At 64.6% G+C, this 14,873-nt stretch carries 14 protein-coding genes; all 14 read right to left on the reverse strand.

Features of this window, described 5'->3' with window-relative positions; translation table 11 throughout:
• Positions 1-55: 55 nt before the first annotated feature.
• Positions 56-661 carry an ABC-type transport auxiliary lipoprotein family protein gene (locus tag CHB74_RS18095; RefSeq protein WP_179220904.1) on the reverse strand — a complete coding sequence of 202 codons (606 nt, stop codon included), beginning with the start codon at positions 659-661 and terminating at the stop codon, positions 56-58.
• 32 nt (positions 662-693) lie between these two features.
• Positions 694-1,629: an MlaD family protein gene (locus CHB74_RS18100; protein WP_037444199.1), complete on the reverse strand. Its 936-nt coding sequence runs from the start codon at positions 1,627-1,629 to the stop codon at positions 694-696.
• Positions 1,629-2,405, reverse strand: a complete 777-nt coding sequence (locus tag CHB74_RS18105; RefSeq protein ID WP_226949045.1) for an ABC transporter ATP-binding protein — start codon at positions 2,403-2,405, stop codon at positions 1,629-1,631. Before CHB74_RS18105 ends, CHB74_RS18100 begins: the two co-directional genes overlap by 1 nt.
• 8 nt (positions 2,406-2,413) lie before the next feature.
• Complete coding sequence (locus CHB74_RS18110) at positions 2,414-3,523, reverse strand: ABC transporter permease (protein ID WP_037444205.1); 1,110 nt, start codon at positions 3,521-3,523, stop codon at positions 2,414-2,416.
• On the reverse strand, positions 3,520-4,737 hold the full coding sequence (locus tag CHB74_RS18115) for a phospholipase A (RefSeq protein ID WP_037444207.1): 1,218 nt from the start codon (positions 4,735-4,737) through the stop codon (positions 3,520-3,522). Before CHB74_RS18115 ends, CHB74_RS18110 begins: the two co-directional genes overlap by 4 nt.
• Positions 4,734-5,507 (reverse strand): enoyl-ACP reductase FabI, encoded by a 774-nt coding sequence (fabI, locus tag CHB74_RS18120; RefSeq protein ID WP_037444209.1) that lies wholly within the window; start codon positions 5,505-5,507, stop codon positions 4,734-4,736. Before fabI ends, CHB74_RS18115 begins: the two co-directional genes overlap by 4 nt.
• Complete coding sequence (locus CHB74_RS18125) at positions 5,504-6,694, reverse strand: acetate/propionate family kinase (RefSeq protein ID WP_037444212.1); 1,191 nt, start codon at positions 6,692-6,694, stop codon at positions 5,504-5,506. Before CHB74_RS18125 ends, fabI begins: the two co-directional genes overlap by 4 nt.
• Complete coding sequence (locus CHB74_RS18130) at positions 6,691-8,112, reverse strand: bifunctional enoyl-CoA hydratase/phosphate acetyltransferase (RefSeq protein WP_037444215.1); 1,422 nt, start codon at positions 8,110-8,112, stop codon at positions 6,691-6,693. The genes CHB74_RS18125 and CHB74_RS18130 overlap by 4 nt, the downstream gene beginning before the upstream one ends.
• Positions 8,113-8,115: 3 nt before the next feature.
• The gene (locus CHB74_RS18135; RefSeq protein WP_048575771.1) at positions 8,116-9,873 is read right to left on the reverse strand and encodes a PHA/PHB synthase family protein; all 1,758 of its coding nucleotides are present in this window, start codon (positions 9,871-9,873) and stop codon (positions 8,116-8,118) included.
• Positions 9,874-9,898: 25 nt separating this feature from the next.
• Entirely contained in the window at positions 9,899-10,225 is a 327-nt protein-coding gene (locus tag CHB74_RS18140; RefSeq protein ID WP_245843010.1) for an oleate hydratase, read from the reverse strand.
• Positions 10,226-10,462: 237 nt separating this feature from the next.
• The gene (locus CHB74_RS18145; RefSeq protein ID WP_003168745.1) at positions 10,463-11,818 is read right to left on the reverse strand and encodes an IS1380-like element ISKpn23 family transposase; all 1,356 of its coding nucleotides are present in this window, start codon (positions 11,816-11,818) and stop codon (positions 10,463-10,465) included.
• A 114-nt stretch (positions 11,819-11,932) separates the two neighbouring features.
• Positions 11,933-12,760 (reverse strand): LPS export ABC transporter ATP-binding protein, encoded by an 828-nt coding sequence (gene lptB / locus CHB74_RS18150; protein WP_082166316.1) that lies wholly within the window; start codon positions 12,758-12,760, stop codon positions 11,933-11,935.
• Between the two features lie 61 nt (positions 12,761-12,821).
• Positions 12,822-14,027 carry a thiolase family protein gene (locus tag CHB74_RS18155; protein WP_281253561.1) on the reverse strand — a complete coding sequence of 402 codons (1,206 nt, stop codon included), beginning with the start codon at positions 14,025-14,027 and terminating at the stop codon, positions 12,822-12,824.
• Positions 14,028-14,029: 2 nt separating this feature from the next.
• Positions 14,030-14,752, reverse strand: coding sequence for an acetoacetyl-CoA reductase (phbB, locus tag CHB74_RS18160; RefSeq protein WP_037444222.1), 723 nt, complete (start codon positions 14,750-14,752; stop codon positions 14,030-14,032).
• Positions 14,753-14,873: the final 121 nt, after the last annotated feature.

Below are 14,873 nucleotides of genomic sequence, written 5' to 3' on the forward strand. Positions count from 1 at the left end.
CTTCGGGCTACGCCCTCACGCCACTCCCCCCGGCATGTAACACCGTGGCCTGGTTTTACGCCGCCGAATGGCCGACTTTTGCTCCGCCGTTGACAATCTGGAGCGTATAGTGCGATACGGCCCGATCGAACGCGGAAGTGATGGCTGACTGGCTGCTGGCGGATGCGCGCTCATCGACCGTGAAGCGGCGGCTTGCGATCGGTTGAAGACTGGCGGAATCGACAAGGGTGGCTGAGCCGCTCACTCTTATCGTCGGAGCGTCGGATTTTTGGGCGTTTCCGCGATAATCCGCTTCGAAACGATCTATCGTCAGGTGCAGGAGCGGGGCGCCGTTGCCCCGGGCGGCAGCGGGCAGGAGGCGAACAGAAGAGGTCGCCTGTTCGAAACGGCGCATCACCGCCTGGGTGAACAGGTCCGGTGCTGGCGCAACCCAGCGCGCATCCTTGATATAGAGGACGGTGTCGCCATGAGCCGTCAATATGCGGTCACCGTCGATCTCGGGAGCGAACCGGACGCGCCCCAGCGTTACAGGCTTTTTATCCCGCTCTATTATGGGGGCCTCATGCGCCGGGTCTTCGACGATGCCGAAGCGATAGAGGTTATCGGGCGGTCCGCTTTTCAGAACGGAGACACAACCGGCCAGCGGCAGGACAGCGGTCATGATCGCGATCCTGGCTCCACGCGTAAAACACATCATCGGGGTAGCTCCAGTTCCTGTCCACTGTCCTTGGTGAGCGCACGGCGCGGATTCTGGCGTATTTCGCGCAAGAACCCATCGAGCGATTCGGATGTCTCCTGCAGGCTATGCATCGCGGCATTGACGGCGGGGAGGGTGGTCGTTCCGATTGTCTCGCTTTGCCGGTTGATATGGGCGAGGGTGCCGCGCGCTTCGCCGATTGCGGCCTTGAGCTCGGTCGCCGCCTCCGACATCTCCGCGAGTGTCCGGCGTCCGTCTCCCTCGCCCATTTCCCGAATGAGCGCCGCTGACGCTTCGATATCGGTGGCAGCGGAATCGAGTTTTGCCAGCATGGACCCGGCATGATCGAACATGGCGCGATTCTCGGCGAGCTCGCCCATGGTGAGACGTACATCCTTTATCGTCGCGCTCAGATCGGCGATGTTCTCGTCCGAGATGAGCTTGTTGACCTGGTTGAGCGCCCTGGTCGCGCTTTCGACCATCTGGCCGCCGCCCTGAATCAGCGACGACATGGCGTTCGGCTTGCTTCGAATAACAGGCCGGTGGGAGCGCTCGGCCTCGCGCAGGAGAGGCTGTTGCGGATCGCCCGCGCTGATCTGGACGATACTCGTGCCGGAAATGCCTTGCGTTTCGGTGGATGCCAGAGAATCGCGGCGAACCGGCGTGCGTGCCTGCAGGGATATGTCGGTGATTACCCGGTTGGGATTGTCTTCGTCGAGCCTGATCCGTTCGATCTGACCCATCTTGATACCGTTGAACTGGACATCCCCGCCCACGCTGAGGCCGCGAACAGGGCCCTCGAAGATGATCCTGTATCGGTCATATTCATTGCTGAAACGCGATCCGCCCAGCCATACGACAAACACCACGCCGGCAATCAGCAGCAGTGTCGAGATGGCGCCTACCAGCGCGTAATTGGCCTGCCGTTCCATCAAATGCTATCCTGCTGTTCTGCCGCAGCGCGGCCGCGCGGCCCAAGGAAATAATCCCTGATCCAGGGATGATCCGATTGCTCCAGCTCGTGAAGCGGGGCCGTGGTCACGATTTTTCGATCGGCGATGACGGCGACCCGATCACAGACCGCGTACAGCGTGTCGAGATCGTGGGTAATCATGAAGACCGTGAGGCCCAGCGTATCGCGCAGATCGCGGATGAGCGCGTCGAATTCTGCGGCGCCGATCGGGTCGAGACCTGCGGTGGGTTCATCGAGAAACAATATGTCGGGATCAAGTGCGATCGCCCTTGCAACGCCAGCGCGCTTGCGCATGCCGCCCGACAGTTCGGCCGGACGAAGATCGGCGGCATGGGCGGGAAGGCCGGCAAGCCTGATCTTGAGGCGCGCCGCTTCGCGCATGAACCCCGGCGCGAGGCGGGTATGCTCCAGCATCGGAGCCTCGACATTCTGAAGCACGGTCAGGAAGGAAAAGAGCGCGCCCTGCTGGAACATGACGCCGATGCGCCGTTGAACATCGCCCTGCGACCGGCCCATATCCTCACCGAAAACTTCCACGTGTCCGGCGTCGGGCTGCTGAAGGCCAAGAATAGTGTTCAGAAGGACCGACTTGCCCGATCCAGAGCCGCCGACCACGCCCAGTATTTCACCACGCCTGACTTCGAGATCAAGATTGTCGTGAATGACCTTGTCACCAAATGCGGTGCGCAGACCGGTCACCCGGATCGCGAGCGGATCGGCCAGACCGTTGTTCACGGACCCGCTCACAGGCCGAGCACCATGAAGATCACCGCAAAGATGGCATCGAACATGATAATGAGGAAAACAGACTGGACCACTGCGGACGTCACATGACGGCCCAGACTCTGGACGTCTCCTCCCACCATCATTCCATGGCGGCACCCCGCGGCAGCGATCAGCAGGGCGAGGAACGGGGCCTTGCCCATGCCGATCCAGAAATGCTTGATACTGACGGTTTCCGCGAGACGGGTGACGAAGAAGGAGGGGCTGATGTCGATGGTGGCCCAGCTTACGAGAAGCCCTCCCAGGAGTCCGCCCAGGTCGCCCACGAACGTCATGAGCGGAATCATGACGAGCGCGGCGAGGATACGGGGCGTGACGAGGGCATCGAACCGGTCGACACCCATGACCTGCATGGCGGCCACTTCCTGGTTCATCCGCATGGAGCCGATTTGTGCCGCGAAGGCAGAGGCCGAGCGGCCCGCCAGAAGAATAGCGGCGATGACGACGCCAAACTCCCTGAGGATTGCGACGCCCACAAGTTCGACGGTAAAAATCTCCACTCCGAGGCTGGTGAGGAGATTGGTGCCGACCAGTGCGATGATCGCACCGATGAAAAACGTCATGATGAAAACGATCGGCAAGGCATTGATGCCTGATTCTTGCATGACAGCGAATAGCGGTGTGACCCGCAATCGCCTGGGGCGTAACAATGTGCCTCCAAGAGCAAGGATCATCTGACCGGTGAAAACCAGCATCGCATAGGCGTCGTGAGCGATTTCAATGATCTGCTGGCCGAAGCGCGCGAAGAACCCGGTCAGGTAGCCACGGGGGGGCGGGCTATCCTCGTGAGGCGTCATGCCCGGCGCAACGAGGTTGGCCAGACGTCGCACATCGTCACGTGTGCCGAACAGGATCTCGCCGTCGGTGGGCATCAGTTTAAGGAGCAGCAAGGCGCCGGTCGTGTCGATCCTCCCGAGGGCGGAGACGTCGATCCTGTTCGCCTGCTGTCCTCCCACAGCCGGCAGCGGCTGACGGCTCGCCTGGTCAAGGGTCAGGGCCGTCCAGTCGCCCTCGGCGTGGAGGGTCAAGGAACCGTCTTCTTCAACCAGCGTCCATGTCGCCGCCTTCATCGGATCAGCGCGATCCCGACGCGCAGACGCCTGGTGTTTCGATCATAGTCGAGGAGGTTTTCTCCATATCCGATGAAGCTCTGACCGAAGAGGTAGAAGTCCGGCCCGCCGCCCAGGATACGGCGGAGCGGATAGGACAGGTCGGCGGACAGCGCGCCCTTTCCGCTGCCGATATTGAAGCGGGTGGAGGTGGAGAGGCGCAGTCCATTATCCTCCCCGACCTCCATAAAAAGACCGGTGTTGCCGCGATACCGGCGTATGTCGGGATTGTCGGACTTGTCCCCGACGAAGAGGGAGAGGCGCGGCGCGATAGAGAGGCGATAGCCGCCGCCCAGCGGAATGGCGGCCATGGGCGCCAGATAGATGCTGTTGATGCTCCGCGAGGCCTCGCCGTCCCGGCCGTTGGACTCGTGCCGGATGCCACCCTGTGCGCTCAGGGACACGCCGCTCGCCAGTGTGGTCGAGGGCGTAAGATAGAATATCTCGGGCTGGAAATCGATGTTCCGGAAAGGCGAGGAGTCCGCGCCCAGATCCCAGAACATGCGCTGCGTGTAGGCGAAATGGAGTCCATCGCGCCAGCTTTGCGGGAGACCTTCCGCGCGGCGGCTTCCGAACAACTGATATTTGAAGCTGAGCTGGATCCGGGCTTCGCTGTTGGTGTCCGGACCATAGACCGCATAAATGGGTTCGTAGCCGGACAGGTTGGCGAGGAAGGCGTTGCCCGCCCTGCGATCCGAAGGCGGCGGTGTGGGAGCAGGGGCTCGCACAGGCGGAACCGGCGCAGGCGTGTGCGCCTCGGCGAGATGCGATGCCGGCGCCGCAGGGCGCGGTATCATGGCGATCTGGCTGACGTTCCAGGCGGGGATGGAAAGCCGGGCCAGGTCCAGGGATTGCCCATCACGGGCTGCCAGGCGGTAGCGGGCGCGCTCGAATCCGCGGGGCGCTATGATCACATGGTCCGCCACATCGCGGGCGCGCTCGAGCCAGACCGTCCGGATATCTCCCGACCGTTCGACCCGGGCCTCGATCCGATCAGGGAGCGCGAAGCTCTGCGGTTCATCGCCCTCGTTCAGCAAGCGCAGATCGACGAGCAAAGCGCCCTCTGCATCCTGTTCGCCCGCGTCCCGGACGAGCACCGCTACCGGCGCTGCCTGCGCCGCGGCGGGCACAAGGAGCGCTGTCGCCAGCAACCATCGGATAGACCGGTCCATCATGCGAGAAGGTGCTGTCCGCCATCGACCGGGATCACCGTTCCGGTGATCCGGCTGGCTGCGTCACTGACGAGGAAGGCAGCCAGCCCGCCGACATCCTCTATCGTCACCAACTGGCCGACCGGCGTCTGGGCGGCGGCGCGCTCGAGCAATTCATCGAACCGCGCGATGCCACTGGCGGCGCGGGTGGCGATAGGGCCCGGCGATATCGCATGGGCGCGGATGCCCTGGGGGCCCAGTTCGGCGGCGATATAGCGCGTCGCGCTCTCCAGCGCCGCCTTGACCGGTCCCATGAGGTTGTAGTTTTCAACGACGCGCTCCGAGCCGTAGAAGGTGACGCAGAGCAGGCAGCCGCCTTGCGCCATCAAGGGCTCGGCCAGCTTCGCCATGCGAAGGAAGCTGTGGCAGGAGACGTCCATCGCGATGCCGAACCCCTCGGCGCTGCTGTCGACGACGCGGCCATGGAGATCGTCGCGGGGTGCGAAGGCGATCGAATGCAGCAGGAAGTCGAGTCCGCCCCATCGGTCCCGCACCTGGTCGAACAGGGCCTCGAGCTGGCCGGGCTCACGCACATCGCAGGGGGCGAGCCATTCGGCGCCCAGCCGGTCCGCCACCGGCTCGACCCAGCCTTTCGCCTTCTCGTTCAGATAGGTCGCGGCAAGGCGCGCGCCGCAGCGGCTGAAAGCCTCGGCGCAGCCCGCTGCAATGCTCTGTTCGTTGGCGATACCGACGATCAGGCCACGCTTGCCGCGAAGATCGACGAGGGGGGTCATGTTTTAACTCCAAAAAGGGTGGCCAGTGTCTGCAGGACGATCATCCGTTCTTCGTCCGTCGGGATGACGCGGACGGTAATGGGGCTGCCAGGCGCGCTGATGACGTCGGCATGGACGGCATTGGCCCGCTCATCGAGGCTGATGTCGAGCCATGCGAGGCGCTCGCAGATGCCCGCGCGGATGGCGGCGTCGTTCTCGCCGATGCCGGCCGTGAAGACGAGACCGTCAAGGCCGCCCAGCGATGACGCCAGCGCGCCGGCCTCGCGCGCGGCACGCCAGATGAAGAGGTCGATGGCCTCGCGGGCTTCGGGCCGGTCGCTGGCCGCAAGCTCACGCATGTCGCTCGAGATGCCTGATACGCCCAGCAGGCCCGATTGCTTGTAGAGCAGCGCCTCCACATCGGCGGCGCTCATGCCCACCCGGTTCTGGAGATGCAGGATGACGCCAGGGTCGATCGACCCGCAGCGCGTGCCCATCATCAGGCCGTCGAGCGCGGTGAAACCCATCGTCGTGTCGATGCTCTTGCCGCCTGACATGGCGCACAGGCTTGCGCCGTTGCCCAGATGCGCGGCGATCACGCGGCCGGCGGCAAGCGATGGGTCGAGCTCTGCCAGGCGGCGGGCGATATAGTCGTAGGAGAGGCCATGGAAGCCGTAGCGCCTGATGCCCTGCTCGTGAAGTGCGCGCGGGAGCGCGAAGCGGGTGGCGGGTGCGGGGCGATCATGGTGGAAGGCGGTGTCGAAGCAGGCGACCTGGGGAAGGTCCGGCGCGAGCGCGGCGATCGCGCGGATGGCAGCCAGATTATGGGGCTGGTGGAGCGGGGCCAGTGGACAGAGCTTCTCAAGCTCCTCGAGCACTATGGTATCGATCAGGCACGACTGGGCGAAGTCGACCCCGCCGTGGACGACGCGGTGCCCGACGGCGAGGACTTCGCGCCCTTCGAGATGCGATGTGGCCCAGTCAAACAACCATGCGAGCAACTCTGCATGGGTCATGGCGCGTTCGTCGGGCCACTCGCGTTCGATCAGCACTGTGCCTGCTGCGTCGCGAATGGCGAGGCGGGGAGAAAGACCGATCCGTTCGATCTTGCCGCCGGCGGACAATGTCGGTTTGCGGTCGCGATCGAGCGTATAGAGCGCGAACTTGATGCTGGACGAGCCCGAATTGAGGCTGACGACGGCCTTCATGTGCGCATACCCTCCGGCAGGCCGGGCGCCGCCTTGGTCGCCGCGCGCGCTACCAGCACGGCAACGGCGCAGGAAGCAAGGCGCGTGCGCAGGCTGTCGGCCCGGCTGGTGAGGATGATCGGCACACGCGCACCCAGCACGATGCCTGCCGCATCCGCCCCGCCGAGGAAGGTGAGCTGCTTGGCGAGCATGTTGCCCGCCTCCAGATCGGGTACGACCAATATGTCCGCCTTGCCCGCGACGGGCGACACGATCCCTTTTTCCTTCGCGGCCGCCTCGCTGATCGCATTGTCGAAGGCGAGCGGGCCATCGAGGAGGCCGCCCGTGATCTGGCCCCGGTCGGCCATCTTGCACAGCGCGGCAGCATCGAGCGTGGTCGGCATCGCCGGGTTCACCGTCTCGACAGCGGACAGGATCGCGACCCTGGGTTGGCCGATGTCCAGCACATGGGCAAGATCGATGGCGTTGCGGATGATATCCGCCTTTTCTTCAAGGTTCGGCGCGATGTTGATCGCCGCGTCGGTGATGATGAGCGGCGTCGGATGGCCGGGCACGTCCATCACATAGGCATGGCTGATCCGCCGTTCGGTACGCAGGCCCGTCGCGCGCGACACGACCGCGCCCATCAATTCGTCGGTATGCAGCGATCCCTTCATGAGCAGCACCGCCTCGCCGGCCCGCACCAGTTCGACGGCCTTCGCCGCCGAATCATGGCTGTGCGCGCTTTCCACGATGCGATAGGCCGCCACATCCTTGCCGGCCTCGGCCGCCGCTGCAAGAATGCGGGCCCTCGGTCCCACCAGGATCGGATCGATCAGCCCTGCCTCGGCGGCCTCGACCGCTGCCGCCAGCGCGGCGGCCGAACAGGGGTGAGCGATGGCGGTGCGCGCGGGGTTGCCGCGCACGCCCTCGATCAACCGATGATAGCCGTCATGGTCTGACAGGCGGATATCGGGGAGCGCGATGCGCGGGCGGCGGATCTTCTCGGTGGGGGCCTTGACCTGCGCTTCGCCGGTGATGACGGTCTCGCCATTCTGATTGTCGCAGCGGCAGTCGAGCAGCAGGATATGCTTGTCCGCCCGCTTTTCCGTCACCGTCACCGTCGCGGTGATGGCGTCGCCGATGCCCACGGGCCTCAGGAACCGCAGCGACTGGCCGAGATAGATGGCACCGGGGCCGGGCAGTTCGGTCCCGAGCACCGCCGATATCAGCCCGCCGCCCCACATGCCGTGCGCGATCACCCGGCGGAAGAAGTCGCTTTCGGCATAATCCTCGTCCAGATGGGCCGGATTGACGTCGCCCGACACCAGCGCGAAGAGCTGGATATCGCGCTTGGAGAGCGTGCGGGTCACGCTCGCGCTTTCGCCCACGGCGATCTCGTCGAAGGTCCGGTTTTCGATCATGGCCTCATCGGTCATGGCTCAGCGCTCCAGGACATAATGGCCGGGCGCGTCCGCGATCGGCGCATAGCCTTTGTCCGCGGCGCCCATGGACGGCGGGGCCCCGGGCGCGCCCGAACGGCTTGCAAGCCAGTCGCCCCATTCGGTCCACCAGGAACCCTGCTTCTTCTCTGCGTGGCGTTCCCATTCCTCCGGATCGTAGGAGAGACCATCGGTTTCGCGCGTCAGCACGCGGTAGCGCCGGCCGTTGTGGCCCGGTTCCGAGACGATACCGGCATTATGGCCGCCGCTCGTCAGCACGAAGGTGATCTCGGCCCCGGTCAGCAGGTGGATCTTATGCACCGAATGCCAGGGCGCGACATGATCGCGCTCGGTGCCGACGACGAACAACGGTCTGCGGATCGCCGAGAGCGCGATGGTGCGACCATTGACCTTGTATTTGCCCTCGGCCAGGTCATCGTCGAGGAACAGGCGCCGCAGATACTGGCTGTGCATGGCATAGGGCATGCGCGTCCCGTCGGCGTTCCAGGCCATGAGGTCGTTGAGAGGCGCGCGCTCGCCCATCAGATATTCCGACAGGATGCGCGACCAGACGAGGTCGTTGGATTTGAGGATCTGGAACGCGCCGCCCATCTGGCCGCTGTCGAGATAGCCCCGGCTCCACATCATCTTTTCGAGGAGATTGAGCTGTCCCTCATCGATGAAGAGGCCCAGTTCGCCCGGTTCGCTGAATTCGGTCTGCGCCGCGAAAAGCGTCACGCTGGCAAGGCGATCGTCACCCTCGCGCGCCATCGTCGCCGCTGCGATCGAGAGCAGCGTGCCGCCTAGGCAATAGCCCACGGCATGAACGGCGGGCGCGCCGGTAATCGCGCTCACCGCATCGAGCGCCGCCATCGGCCCGAGTTGCCGATAGGCCTCCATGTCGAGGTCGCGGTCCTCGCTGTCCGGATTGTGCCAGGAGATCATGAACACGGTGAAGCCCTGGGACGTCAGCCACTGGACGAGGCTGTTCTCGGGCGAGAGGTCGAGGATGTAATATTTCATGATCCATGCCGGCACGATCAGGATCGGCTCGGGCCGCACCGTGTCGGTGGTGGGGGCGTACTGGATCAGTTCGATGAGGCGGTTGCGATAGACGACCTTGCCCCTGGCGGTCGCCACCGTCTCCCCCACGCGGAAGGCGTCCGTGCCCGCCGGAGGCAAGCCTCTTACGAGATGCTGCATATCCTCGATCAGATGGCGGAACCCGTCGACCAGGCATTGGCCGCCGGTCTCGACGATCTTGCGCTGGAGAACCGGGTTGGTCGTAAGGAAGTTGGTCGGCGCAAGGATATCGAGCATCTGTCTGGCGGTGAATTCGACCATGTCCTCATGATGGCTGCCGACGCCGCCCACCCCGGTTGTCGCCGCGTGCCACCATTGCTGGTTGAGAAGGAACGCCTGCGAGAGGAGGTTGAAGGGCGGCTGCTGCCAGGCGGGATCGGCAAAGCGGCGGTCCTGCGGCAGCGGCTCGATCGCGGGCGCCGCGTCGCGGTCGCCTGCGGATCGGACGGCATAGTCGAAGAGCCGCACATATTTGCGGGCCGCCTTGGCGGTGAGTTGCAGCTGCTTGCCCGGTGCGAAGGCGAGATGATGTCCCCAGTCCGAAAAGGCCTGGAGGATGGTGATGGGGGAGAGCCCCGCGGTCATCTGCGCGATCGCGGCGCCCGCGGCCCTGTCGAGGGTTTCGGCGATCCCGTCGAGCGGGTCGGGTGCCTGGGGCATGTTCTGGGCGCTCATGATCGGTCCTTTTTGAAGATTTCCATTACAGGGCGGCTACCGGTCGGGCCGTTGCCCGGGGAGGCAAAGCTGCGGCAAAAGGCCGCTGTCGCCCTTGAGCCTCCATCTCGCGCCCGCCGCGGATCACGAAGCCCTTTTCCGGCTCCTCGATGCCGTCCAGCGCGCCGCCCGGCAGCGCCAGCCGCTCGAGGATGGTGATCCTCTCGCCGGCCATGTGGCCGTCGCGGATCAGGAAGGCCGCGCCCGAAAGCGCCGCAAGGCCCGAGCCGACGAACCAGGCGGTCTTGCCATCCACCCCTGCGGGTTTGCGGGGGCGGGCGAAGGCGTAGAAATTGCCGCTGTTGTATTCCATGCGAATCTCCTTTGAGCATACATTCCCCAAGTGGCATGCCGTCTGACGTGAGTTTCGCCTGAATCCGACCGCAGGACAATCATTTTCCGTCCCGAGCGGCGTCGTCGGGCGCGCAAGGCGCTGAGACAGGGCAGATCGGCCCGCGAAGCCGCCGTGTTGTGCCCTGGTGGCGGTGTTTTTCAGCGCAGCGGACAGACCCATCCTGCCGTTTTCGTTCAGTTTGGGCGTGGATGGCGGTCATGCGCATAGCGGAGGCGCTCGCAATCGGCGGATGGCGGCGAGGATGGCGCGGACCATCGGACCGGTGACGGCCACCTCGGCCAGCTGGAAGGTGATGGCGCGGGCATGGCGGACGACACGTGCCCCGATCTTGATCAGCTTCAGTTGCAGGCTGGTCAACGACCAGTCGGCCATCGTCTCGGGCAACTCGATGCAGCGCAAGAAGATGGCCAGGTTGTAGGCCAGCGCATGCAGTTGCAGTCGCACCTCATTGTCGCGGAACTTCCGGCATGACAGCCGCGTCCAGTGGAAGGCATATTTACCTTCCTTGATGTGCTGCTCGGCGGTGCCGCGCTGGTTATAGAACCGCACCACCCAGTCGGGCTCCATCGGCAGGTTGGTGACGATGAAGCCGACACGCGGGAACAGTTCGCCCGGATGCCATTCGATCTTGGCGATCACCCGGCGTTCCTTGTCCCAGGATGCCGCCTGATACTCGAAGTCTTCGTAGAAGCGCTTGACCTTGGTCAGCGAAGGTCGCCCGACAGGGCGCGTCAGCCGATGCGCGATCTTCTCGCGCAGGACGTTGTTCGCAGGCAGCCGGATGGCGTAGAAGAATCGGGCTTCTTCCAGCCGCTCATAGATCGCGGGGATCGCGTAGGCGGCGTCAGCCCGGAAGAACCGGCCGCAAAGGTCGCGCTCCGCGTAGCGGGCGATGACGGGGTCGAGAACGTCCCGCCAGCCATCGGCGCTGTGGACGTTGCCATGGCGCAAGGCGCAGCGCTCCAGCATGCCGAACTGGTTGAACAAAAAGTTCGGGTGATAGCAGGTGCAGTCGAAATGCCCGTTCCAGGCCGCGCCCTCCTGATCGCCATGGGTGGGGCTGACCGAACTGTCCATGTCCAGAACGATGTACTTCAGCCCGTTACGGTCATGGAACCGGTCGATCCATTGGCCATTCAGGTCGGCCAGCGCGGCACGGTTCTCGGGCTGTGCCAGTGTCTCGGTCTCGAACCGTCCCATCTGCGAGGCCGAGGCCGCTTGCGCATCGACAGCCCTTCCACCCACGACCTGGCGCATCACCGGATCGAGGGCCAGGCGGTCGGCGTCGTTCACATCCTCGTATCCGGCCAGTCGCCCGAACACCGATTGCCGGAACAACCCGTCAAGCCGGTGGACCGTGTTCTTGCCGCGCCGGGTGTCGCGCAATGCTTTTGCCGCCAGATCGGACAGCCCGAGCGCGTCATCCAGCTCGCGCATCACCAGCAGGCCGCCGTCGGAACTGAGCTGCGCACCTCGGAACTCCACATGCACCCGGCGGTCGAACTCGACCCGATCTGCCCGCTTCGAACCCGCACCCTCTGGGTGATCCATCAAACGCGCCCCTCACGGCCATCAACACCATGATTTATATCGGAAATATTGAGATCCTGACAGCAAAATCAGCGATTTACTTGGGGAATGTGGGTTGAGAACAGAGAAAGAAAATCAATCCTCATAATTCTCTCCCAGGTACAGACGACGGACTTCGTCATGGTGAAGAAGCTCTTGCGGCTTGCCCACGAAAAGCACCTTGCCGCCGTGGATGACATAGGCGCGGTCGACCAGTTCGAGCATCTCATGGACGTTATGGTCGGTGATGAGGACGCCGACGCCACGCCTTTTGAGATCGCGGACCATGAGCTTGATGTCCGCGATCGAAATGGGATCGATCCCGGCGAAAGGCTCGTCGAGCAGGATCACGCCAGGCTCGGCCGCCAGGGCGCGCGCGATCTCGCAGCGCCGCCGCTCGCCGCCGGACAGGGAAGGGGAGGGTGTCGACCGCAGATGCGTCAGGCCGAAATCGGCAAGCAGTTCGCCCAGCCGGCGGTCGATGTCGCCAGGGTCGGTCATGCGCAGTTCCAGCACAGAGCGGATGTTGTCCGCAACGCTCATCCCGCGAAAGATCGAGGCTTCCTGCGGCAGATAGCCAAGCCCGCGGTTGCCGCGCTCATGCATGGCCAGTGCTGAGACATCTTCGCCGTCGAGCAGTATACGACCGCCATCGAGGCGTATGAGACCCATGATCCCGTAGAAGCAGATCGTCTTGCCTGTGCCGTTGGGGCCGAGCAGGCCAACGATCTCGCCGCGATCGACCTCGAGCGAGAAGCCGTCCAGCACCTTTCGCCGTCCGAACGCTTTCTCGATCGCCTGGACTTTGAGCGCGGGCGGGCCGACCACCGACACCGACCCGGAGGTGTCCAGCCTGGCGCAGTCAACGCCTTCGCGGCAGGCTGATGGAGTGTCGGCAATGCGGCAGGCGCTGTCATCGAGCATCGTCAGAGGCCCGGCGCGGCACATTCGCATGAGAATCGCCGCCGCGCCGTGCCGCTCGTGATCATGCCATCGCCTCCAGGGCGAGGGCCACGCCCTGGCCGCCGCCGATGCACAAGGTGACAACGCCCCGGCGCAGCCCGTCGCGCCGCATCGCATGCAGCAGGCGGGTGGTCAGCACGGCACCGGTCGCCCCGATCGGATGGCCATGCGCGATGGCGCCGCCTTCCACATTGACGATGTCCTCAGGGAGGCCGAGTTCCTGCGTGACCGCGATGGCGATGGCCGCGAAAGCCTCGTTGATCTCGACGCGATCGAGGTCTCCGACCGACCATCCCGCCCGCTCGAGCGCCTGCCGGACGGCGGGCACCGGCCCGAGGCCGAAGAGGCCGGGGGCGACCGCGCCGACACCGAACGCGACGAGGCGCCCCAGGGGCGTCACGCCATTGCGCTGCGCCCATTGCTCGTTCGCGACGATCATCGCGGACGCGCCGGTGTTGAGGCCGGGCGCATTGCCCGCCGTGATGGTGCCTTCCGGTCGGAAGGCAGGCTTTAGACGCGCGAGGCTCTCAAGGCTCGTATCGGCCCGGTTCTGCTCATCTTTTGCAAAGAGCGTCACAGCCTTGCGAGAAGGAATCTCGACAGGCACGATCTCCGCCTCGAACCGGCCATTGGCCTGGGCCGCGCTGAAACTCTGCTGCGAGCGCAACGCCCAGCCATCCTGCGCCTCCCGGCTGATGCCGAACTGTGCGACCAGATCCTCGGTGACCCAGCCTGAATGCTGATTGCTGAAGGCGTCATTCAGCCCGTCATGGAGCATGGCGTCGAGGAGTTTGCCCTCGCCCATACGATAGCCCCAGCGTCCCTTCTCGATGAGATAGGGCGCCTGGTCCATATTCTCCATGCCGCCGGCGATCACGGCCTGGCCAAGGCCGAGCATGATCTCCTGGGCGGCCGAGGCGATCGCCTGTGCGCCCGATCCGCAGACCCGGTTGACGGTCATGGCAGGAGCACTGTCGCGTAACCCCGCGTTGATGGCGGCCTGGCGGGCAGGGTTCATCTTCGCGCCTGCCTGGACCACCTGTCCCATGACGACGCTGTCGATATTGTCAGCGCCCACGCCCGCGCGCCTGAGCGTTTCGGCGATGGCGACGCTGCCGAGCGCGGGCGCTTTCATGTCCTTGAGCGCGCCGCCATAGGCGCCGATGGGCGTGCGAACCGGGGCGCACAGAACGACAGGACTGGTCATGAGAATAATCCTTCCACGCATTTTCAGGCGAGATACTTGCCGCCGTTGATCGAGAGGGTGGCGCCGGTCACGAAACCGGCCTCGTCCTCGACAAGATAGAGCACGCCGCGCGCGATTTCCTGCGGCGTGCCGAGCCGGCCGACCGGCACCGCGGCCAGCACCGCCTCGAGCGCGTCCTGCGGCACCGCGGCGACCATGCCGGTATCGGTATAGCCCGGCGCAATCGCATTGACCGTGATGTTTCGAGACGCGCCTTCCAGTGCCAGCGCCTTGGTGAAGCCGATCACGCCTGCCTTGGCCGCTGCATAGTTGGTCTGGCCAAATTGTCCTGAAAGACCGTTTACCGAGCTGATATTGACGATCCGTCCGAACCGGCGCTCGCGCATGCCCTCGATCACGGCACGGCACATGTTGAAGCAGCCGCCCAGATCGACGTCGACGACGCTGCGCCATTGCTCCTCGGTCATCTTGTGCAACGTGCCGTCGCGCGTGATGCCGGCATTGTTGACCAGAATGTCGATGGGGCCGATGTCTGCCGCAACCTTCGCCACGCCGTCATGACAGGCGGAGAAATCGGCTACATTCCAGTTGTAGATCGGGATCGAGGTTTCCGCGAGGAATCGCTCGGCATCCTCGTCATTGCCATGATAATTGACGGCAACGCGATAGCCTTTGTCGCGGAGGAGCATTGCGGTCGCCGCGCCTATTCCGCTGACGCCGCCGGTAACGAGTGCGACTCTGGGCATGACATCATCCTTTGGCCTTCAATAGTCGCCATGGGCGCCTGGGCCGCACGGCGGGAAGTGGCGCATGCGCTATGCCGCGATGCGCCTGGTCGAAGTCTCTCCCGATATGATTCGGCCCCTG

It is taken from the genome of Edaphosphingomonas laterariae (assembly GCF_900188165.1).
Taxonomy (GTDB): domain Bacteria; phylum Pseudomonadota; class Alphaproteobacteria; order Sphingomonadales; family Sphingomonadaceae; genus Sphingomonas_E; species Sphingomonas_E laterariae.

Coding starts and splice junctions, on each gene's coding strand:
- CHB74_RS18095 (WP_179220904.1), bottom strand. CDS start 661: ATGACCGCTGTCCTGCCGCTGGCCGGTTGTGTCTCCGTTCTGAAAAGC.
- CHB74_RS18100 (WP_037444199.1), bottom strand. CDS start 1,629: ATGGAACGGCAGGCCAATTACGCGCTGGTAGGCGCCATCTCGACACTG.
- CHB74_RS18110 (WP_037444205.1), bottom strand. CDS start 3,523: ATGAAGGCGGCGACATGGACGCTGGTTGAAGAAGACGGTTCCTTGACC.
- CHB74_RS18115 (WP_037444207.1), bottom strand. CDS start 4,737: ATGATGGACCGGTCTATCCGATGGTTGCTGGCGACAGCGCTCCTTGTG.
- fabI (WP_037444209.1), bottom strand. CDS start 5,507: ATGACCCCCCTCGTCGATCTTCGCGGCAAGCGTGGCCTGATCGTCGGT.
- CHB74_RS18125 (WP_037444212.1), bottom strand. CDS start 6,694: ATGAAGGCCGTCGTCAGCCTCAATTCGGGCTCGTCCAGCATCAAGTTC.
- CHB74_RS18130 (WP_037444215.1), bottom strand. CDS start 8,112: ATGACCGATGAGGCCATGATCGAAAACCGGACCTTCGACGAGATCGCC.
- CHB74_RS18135 (WP_048575771.1), bottom strand. CDS start 9,873: ATGAGCGCCCAGAACATGCCCCAGGCACCCGACCCGCTCGACGGGATC.
- CHB74_RS18140 (WP_245843010.1), bottom strand. CDS start 10,225: ATGGAATACAACAGCGGCAATTTCTACGCCTTCGCCCGCCCCCGCAAA.
- CHB74_RS18145 (WP_003168745.1), bottom strand. CDS start 11,818: ATGGATCACCCAGAGGGTGCGGGTTCGAAGCGGGCAGATCGGGTCGAG.
- lptB (WP_082166316.1), bottom strand. CDS start 12,760: ATGCTCGATGACAGCGCCTGCCGCATTGCCGACACTCCATCAGCCTGC.
- CHB74_RS18155 (WP_281253561.1), bottom strand. CDS start 14,027: ATGCGTGGAAGGATTATTCTCATGACCAGTCCTGTCGTTCTGTGCGCC.
- phbB (WP_037444222.1), bottom strand. CDS start 14,752: ATGCCCAGAGTCGCACTCGTTACCGGCGGCGTCAGCGGAATAGGCGCG.